Source organism: Candidatus Zixiibacteriota bacterium (assembly GCA_040752815.1).
In the GTDB taxonomy this organism is placed as follows: domain Bacteria; phylum Zixibacteria; class MSB-5A5; order GN15; family FEB-12; genus JAGGTI01.
This window is the reverse complement of the sequence record JBFMGC010000083.1, coordinates 1-5,867: the sequence shown is the minus strand read 5'-3', so window position 1 is coordinate 5,867 and position 5,867 is coordinate 1. Positions and strand designations below refer to the sequence as shown.

Sequence of the window (5,867 nt, the reverse complement as noted above, 5' to 3'; positions counted from 1 at the left end):
TCGCCTGACAGCACGTCAGGCGGCTGCGTCTGGGTTGGTCCTTGCGCGAGCGAACGAAGACGGGCCAAAATCCAGACAAGACTTGTCCGACTTAGCCGCTTAGATGAAACTGGTCTTGACACCCGCCATGGCCAAGCCGAATTGCTGAAGCCCGACCAGCGCCAGGACAATGATCAGCCACACTATCACCGAGATAGTCATCCCCTTACCACGCGACAGTCCGAAAATGGCAGCGTAGCCCAGCCCACCCAGTATAATTCCCCAAATAGCAAAGACATCCGCGAAGTAAAGGAATGAGTAGACAAACGATGTAAAGTCGCTGCCGGCCATCAGTGCCGCCGGGCCGAGCGAGACCAAAATGCTGTCTTTGGCGACAATCAGAACTGAGCGCAACAGCGTTCCGATCGCCGGCACAAGCCCCACCAATAACCCCACCGCCCAGACGTGAACATACCTGGCTTTCTGCCCGAAGATGAAGCTGCCGATCACCCAGGCCAGCAGGGCACTAATGAGCGAGACTACGGAAAAGCCGATCACCCCGCCGATTGTGTTGGTGATAGGGCTGGGGTTTTCCGCTGAGCTACGCATGCCTTCGATAACCTGAGGTGGAAGCGTGGTCGACGTGCTCATCATGTCGAATTGAGCTTTTGCGTTTTGTTTGTAGGGGAGGCCCGACGCAACCACGATCACAATCAGGCAGAGGACAAACGGCACCACCCAGTTCGGCTTCTTCTTGAAATCCTCGAGCGCCTGGATCGGCGCAAAGAATATGTCGCCGATAATCGCCCAGATGCTTCTTGAGGCTGAGGGAACAGCTACTGTGTTCATACATCGTACTCCTGTGTTCGAAGATTTGTTCGAGCGGCGCGTTCGTTCACGATCCGACGCCTCAAAGATATCCGGCCGGTCACCCGTGACACAACATAATTCTGCCGCAAGGGACTATCTACGCCAATTACTACGGTGCGAAGCACCTATTCGATGCCGTTTTTCAGTGAATTCACGACTCTGGAGCCGGCTTGAATCGGGGCGCGTTGTGTGGTAAACTACGCCCATGCTAAACGTATGGACGAAGGGAAACACCGATGATTGACACTAAGAGGATCGAACAGATGCTGAAACGTGAGATCGCCCGGGCCAACAAGCCGGAGAACCTGGCGAATTACCAGCAGTTTTTCAAGGAAAAACTGGATGAACCGGTTGGCCTGCGCGGGCCGGTACTCAGGGCGATCTCCAATCTGATCTACCGGGAAGTCAAAGCTGAAGGACCGGTGGAAATCCTGCAAATGTGCGACAGGCTGTTGGAAACCGATCTCAGGTGCCGCCGCTTTTTCGCCTTCGAGTGGGCCGCCAAACAGAAAGATCACTTCCGGCCTTCGGAGTTCGCCCGGTTTGAAAAATGGCTGAAGAAGTATGTGGACTATTGGGGAGCATGCGACAGCCTGTGCGCCGGGCCGCTGGGGATTCTGATTGCCCAATATCCGGAGCTTGCGGAGAAGATGCGCCCATGGCAAAAGTCGAAAAACCGGTGGCTCCGTCGAGGCGCAGCGGTGGGCCTGATCGTGCCGGTCAAACAGCGTCAGCTTCTGGACGAGGTGTTCCGCACGGCCGATGTTCTGCTGCAGGATACTGACGACATCGTGCAAAAGGGGTATGGCTGGATGCTGAAAGAGGCGAGCAATCGGTTCCCGGAAGAGGTGTTCGCGTATGTGATGAAGCACAAAGCCCGTATGCCTCGTACCGCGCTCCGCTACGCGATCGAGAAACTCCCGCCCGCCCGCCGGAAACAGGCGATGGCGAAGTAAAAACGCCGGACCGGCAACACCGGATCATCGCCTGCCCGTCTCCCGCGGTCGACCAGGGGTAGACTTCGAGCGTCTGTGCCACAGATGGGCGTAGTGTACGAAAGCTTCGGGAGGTTAAACACCTCCATTCACAAGCAACGCGATACTCACAAATCCGGGCGGGGGCGCTTGGTCCAGTAGGTTAACGAGCGTTCGCAGCGGTAGCCGTTCTTGGCGAACAGTTCCATCGACGGTGAGTTGAGCTCCTCTATCAGGCAGCAAATGACCACTTCGCCGATTTGATTCAGAAACTTCTCGCACTCCTGAATGAGGGCAGTCGCCAGGCCGCGTCCGCGGTAATCAGGGTCGACCGCCACGCGATTCACCCAACCGCGGCGTCCATCGTAATTCGCGAGCGCCAGGCCGACCAGCCGGCCGCCGTCAAAAGCGCCAAACGACGCGCATAATTCGCGTGACAACTCAACCGCCAGCATCGCGCGTCCGTCACGCCCTTGCGGTCTAATCGGAAGACCGGCAACACCCCAGACCCGCACCATGTCATCGTAATCGTCAATCGTCAGACGGCGTAATGTTATTTCCATACTTCTCCTCGAGGATGGCTTCCAGTTGGTGCATGGGGAACTCCGATGCACACGGCCGGTCGTTCCAGTGTTCGCAGCCGCTGAAACTGAGCAGCACGCCACGCGCCGGCACGCCGACATCGTGCGCCGTGCGCATCCCGTTTGCAAGCATCATCAGGCAGCCGACACCGACAACGCCGAGACTGCCGCTGCGCTCAGCGTAGTGCTCGATCTGCTCTTCGAGCTTGCGCTTGGAGAACAGACACTCGATTCCGTAGCGCTCGGCCAGTGCAACCACCTGCGCGGCCTGGCAGTCGTCGGTACACTCCTGACAGCGATCGCCCCACTTTTCGTCGGTTTTGAGGCAGTTGGGGTTGTGAAGGCTAAGGCAGTTGGGAAGGATGATCAAGGTGTCCTTCGCGCGATTGAAAGCCTCGCGATTGAGTTGGTCGTAGATCTTGAACGCCACCGCTTCGAGCAGGTAACGCTCCTTTTCCGATCGACGCAAAGAGTGATCATTGCGCGTGGACGTATCGGCGTTTGCCCGTGCAATGAAATCGTCGAGCCCGGTGAACTCCTCGGCGAAGCGCTCGAATCCGTTGTCAAGGAACTGGGCAACGAATTCCGTTAGTTTGTGATCAAAATCAGGACCCAGCAGGTAAGTTGGAGCTTGCCCCGGCATAGCGCAAATATAGCCGTGGATAGCACCGTCGGGTAGGATTAAGTGTGCCTGGTATTGTTCCTGGGGTGCGCCCTGGAGTGGCAGGAAGTCGTGGCGGAAGGTGACGTCCACCACGCATGTGGCAAAAGGGTCCCCCGATCGACTCGGGGGGAGGCTTCCCTACGCACACGGTTCACGGCGTGCGAGACTCTAATTGACCCACTCTTCGTCGCACCGTATAATCAAGTCGATAGAGTCGTAACGGTAAGGATAATCGTGCAAATCCGCGTTCGCGTTCTCGTTGGCATAATCGCAGCACTGGTGCTGTCAGCCTGTATCGTCCGCAAGGAAGTGCGGCCGTCGCAGGTTCATCTCGACCGTCTCGTAAACTGGATGAGCGGCTCGTTCAGCACGCAGGAGCAGGCGCTGGTCGACTCCGCCTTTCTCGACATACGCCTCGAGTCCGTGCAGATCTGGCCGGAGCGGATCGACGGGCGCTGGATGTATGTCGAGCAGGCGTCGGCGGTCAGCCTGGATAGGCCCTACCGCCAGCGGGTCTATCGCCTAAGTCGGCGAAACGACACAACTCTTGTGAACTCTGTCTACGAGCTTAGGGAGCCGCTTAGGTTTGCCGGCGCTTGGCGGACGCCGTCGACATTCGACTTCCTAACCCCTGATTCGCTGATGCCCCGGCCGGGATGCGCCGTTGTTCTGCACCCTCGGGGGGATACGGCGTTTGTCGGCAGCACGGTTGACCGGGAGTGCCAGAGCGATCATCGGGGCGCGGCCTACACTACCGCAGAGGTCAGGATCACCGAGCTACGTATGGTTACCTGGGACCGTGGGTGGGACTCGACAGGCACTCAGGTCTGGGGTTCGGAGCGGGGCGGCTACGTATTCAAGAGACTGCGGGAGCCGTAAGAAGTAGGCGGCCGGGGGGATGGTTGAAACGCCGGTGCGGGTCGGCGTGTATAATCGCCGAACCCAGGATCGCCCCAATGAAGCGATTGATCTCGGCTGCGACTTGCATCCTGTTTACGCTGGCCTCGATTACCGACGGCTACGCGGTTGTCTTTTGTTTACCTGCACCCTGCGGTATTGCCGAGACCGTCACGTGCAGCAGCCCGGCCCCGGAGCAGTTCGCCACCTGTTTTGGGGCTGCCGGCGACTGCGCGGCCATGCCGCCTCAGCCCCTGCCGGAGAGCCCGAGACTTGTCCTGCCGCTCTTCCTGGCCATGCACGCGGAGATGGCGCCGTGTCCTCCCGATGTCTGCTGTGCCATGCTGCTGACCGAGCTCTGGAAAGAGCAGCCGCAGCCGAAACCCAGCCTTGATAATATTACCGCCATTCAGGCCGTCGAACTCACTCGCGATTACGAATCTCGAACAGATACCCACGCCTCCCGGCCGGCTGGCGTACACGTCATCATCTCCACCACCTGCCTGCGCTGTTGAGCCTCCGCAACGGCCATGAATTCGCGTGGCCACCAGCAAGGATAGATTTCAACATTCCACAACTTTGACTTTGAAAAGGAGTGTTCGTATGCGAACACGTTCTGTCTTTTCGATATTGGCTCTGGTCGCGGTTCTGGTTGGGGCCGGAGTCTACGGCCTCAGTGCGGGCGAACCGTCGTCCGCTGCACCAGGCGGGGCCACTGTGTCGGGATGCGACAGCCCGTGCCCGCCGTGCCCCGCGTGTCCGGCCGGACCGGTTTGCGGCGACCGTCCATGTGTGCCGTGCCCACCCTCGCCGGAGTGCAGCGCGAGCGCAAGTTGCAGTCCGGTTAGCTGCGGCAAATAAGTCCGACATTTTGTGGTTGGCGCACGTCCCCGTGCGCCAACTCGCGTGACTTTAGTAGCAAAATGGGCTGGTGGACGGGGACGTCCACCAGCCACAATGCCCAGTTTGACAGTTGGGCTTGGCCATTTATATTCCCCCCATGCTTCTCGCCATCGATATCGGCAACACCAACACGGTCGTGGGTGTCTACGACAGCGCTGCACTCAAAGGCTCTTTCCGGGTGGCGTCGCAGCACCACATGACCTCCGACGAGGCCGGGTTCTTCGTCATGGGACTGCTGGACCGGATGCAGGTCGATCTGTCGGCAGTTATGAAAGTCGTGATCGGCTCAGTGGTGCCGCCGCTGACCTCGACTTTCGAGGAAATGTCCCGCAAGTTTCTGAAATGCCACCCGATTACGGTCTCCGCGCGCATCAAGCTGCCGGTGCGGATCGAGATCGACCGCCCCGACGAAGTCGGCGCCGACCGAATTGCCAACGCCGCCGCAGGGTGGCATAGGTTTGGCGGGCCGGTGATTGTGGTCGATTTCGGCACCGCGACCACGTTCGATGTCGTCTCGAAAGAGGGCGCTTATATCGGTGGTGTGATTATCCCAGGGCCGGAGACCTCAATGGCCGAACTGGCCCGGAAAGCCGCTCGCCTCTTCGAGATCAGAATCGAACCGCCGGACCGCGTGGTGGGGAAATCGACTGCGGGCGCGCTGAAGTCGGGTCTTTTCTACGGGACTATCGGCCAGGTCGATTATATTATCGAGCGAATTAAGGCCGAGACCGGTTTCGATGGATGTACGGTGATCGCCACCGGCGGACTATCAGCGGGCCTTGAGAAGCACTCTCGGTATATCAAATCAGTTGATCCCAATTTGACGCTCGACGGCCTCCGGCTGATAGCGGAGATGAATTAGCTTTCAGCGTCGACACAGAACCGTAGGGCAGAACCCTTGGCGAGATCGCGACAGCGAGCTTGCGGCGGTTCTGCCAAATCAATCTGCTATTTCATTCGATGGCTGAATCACTCGGTCGAAGCGACCGAGGATTCTAC

The 5,867-nt window shown here is 58.8% G+C and carries 7 protein-coding genes; 4 read left to right on the top strand and 3 right to left on the bottom strand.

Annotated elements, in window-relative coordinates:
- Nucleotides 1–99: 99 nt before the first annotated feature.
- Nucleotides 100–828 carry a YIP1 family protein gene (locus tag AB1772_12950; protein ID MEW5797249.1) on the bottom strand — a complete coding sequence of 243 codons (729 nt, stop codon included), beginning with the start codon at nt 826–828 and terminating at the stop codon, nt 100–102.
- Nucleotides 829–1,085: 257 nt separating this feature from the next.
- Here AB1772_12950 and AB1772_12945 point away from each other — a divergent pair, with 257 nt between their 5' ends.
- On the top strand, nt 1,086–1,805 hold the full coding sequence (locus tag AB1772_12945) for a DNA alkylation repair protein (GenBank protein ID MEW5797248.1): 720 nt from the start codon (nt 1,086–1,088) through the stop codon (nt 1,803–1,805).
- A 146-nt stretch (nt 1,806–1,951) separates the two neighbouring features.
- On the opposite strand, the gene AB1772_12940 is transcribed toward AB1772_12945, so the two are convergent.
- Together AB1772_12940 and AB1772_12935 are read right to left on the bottom strand one after the other, a co-directional pair.
- Nucleotides 1,952–2,386, bottom strand: coding sequence for a GNAT family N-acetyltransferase (locus tag AB1772_12940; protein MEW5797247.1), 435 nt, complete (start codon nt 2,384–2,386; stop codon nt 1,952–1,954).
- Nucleotides 2,355–3,047 (bottom strand): DUF116 domain-containing protein, encoded by a 693-nt coding sequence (locus AB1772_12935; GenBank protein ID MEW5797246.1) that lies wholly within the window; start codon nt 3,045–3,047, stop codon nt 2,355–2,357. The genes AB1772_12940 and AB1772_12935 overlap by 32 nt, the downstream gene beginning before the upstream one ends.
- A 255-nt stretch (nt 3,048–3,302) precedes the next feature.
- On the opposite strand from AB1772_12935, the gene AB1772_12930 reads away from it, so the two are divergent.
- From AB1772_12930 to AB1772_12920, 3 genes are all read left to right on the top strand, one after another.
- Nucleotides 3,303–3,947, top strand: a complete 645-nt coding sequence (locus AB1772_12930) for a chromophore lyase CpcT/CpeT (protein ID MEW5797245.1) — start codon at nt 3,303–3,305, stop codon at nt 3,945–3,947.
- Nucleotides 3,948–4,024: 77 nt separating this feature from the next.
- Nucleotides 4,025–4,480 (top strand): hypothetical protein, encoded by a 456-nt coding sequence (locus AB1772_12925; GenBank protein ID MEW5797244.1) that lies wholly within the window; start codon nt 4,025–4,027, stop codon nt 4,478–4,480.
- 485 nt (nt 4,481–4,965) lie between these two features.
- Nucleotides 4,966–5,730, top strand: coding sequence for a type III pantothenate kinase (locus tag AB1772_12920; GenBank protein MEW5797243.1), 765 nt, complete (start codon nt 4,966–4,968; stop codon nt 5,728–5,730).
- The last annotated feature ends 137 nt before the right edge of the window (nt 5,731–5,867 follow it).